We start from the raw sequence: 544 nt of genomic DNA, 5'->3' as shown, positions 1-544 counted from the left end.
CGAGGTAGTACGGGACACCGCCGAGGACGCCCCACGCGAACACACGGTCTTCGGGCGTGTAGGCGTCCGAGAGGAACTCCTGAGTGGCGGTGAAGTCAAGCGGTCGGAGGTCCAGTTTTACGGTCGCTCGGCCGTAGAGTGGACTGTTCCCGAGGAGAGCAGCTTCTTCCATCATGCTGATCGATGAGCCGACGAGAACAAGCGTTCCAGACGTCTGCTGGAAGTGATGATCCCAGAGACGCTGGATGACGGAGGGGAGACTCCCGTCAGCGTCGATGAGATAGGGGAATTCGTCTAAGACGACGACCGCGTTCTGGTCACCGAGATAGCCGAGGAGTGCCTCCCAGTCCCGCTTGATGTTCGTGATGCCAGGGAACGTCTCGGCGGCAACGTCGACGAACTCGTCGAGTTGGAGCTGTGCAGTAGTCTCTGTGCCCTGATAGACGACGGCGTCGTCCCGATCGCGGAGCGAGTGTCAGTCGATCACATCGGCTTAGAGAGAGTGTCTGCTTGGAGAGAGTGTGCAACCAAACCAAGCAGACAG

The 544-nt window shown here is 59.6% G+C and carries 1 pseudogene; it reads right to left on the bottom strand.

Features of this window, described 5'->3' with window-relative positions:
- Nucleotides 1–475: pseudogene (locus ABDZ36_RS08730) on the bottom strand (AAA family ATPase); the annotation flags it as partial.
- Between the last annotated feature and the right edge of the window lie 69 nt (nucleotides 476–544).

Source organism: Halarchaeum salinum, from assembly GCF_039520965.1.
Lineage (GTDB): Archaea > Halobacteriota > Halobacteria > Halobacteriales > Halobacteriaceae > Halarchaeum > Halarchaeum salinum.
The sequence above is the reverse complement of the archived record's forward strand: the minus strand, read 5'-3'. Positions and strand labels throughout refer to the sequence as shown.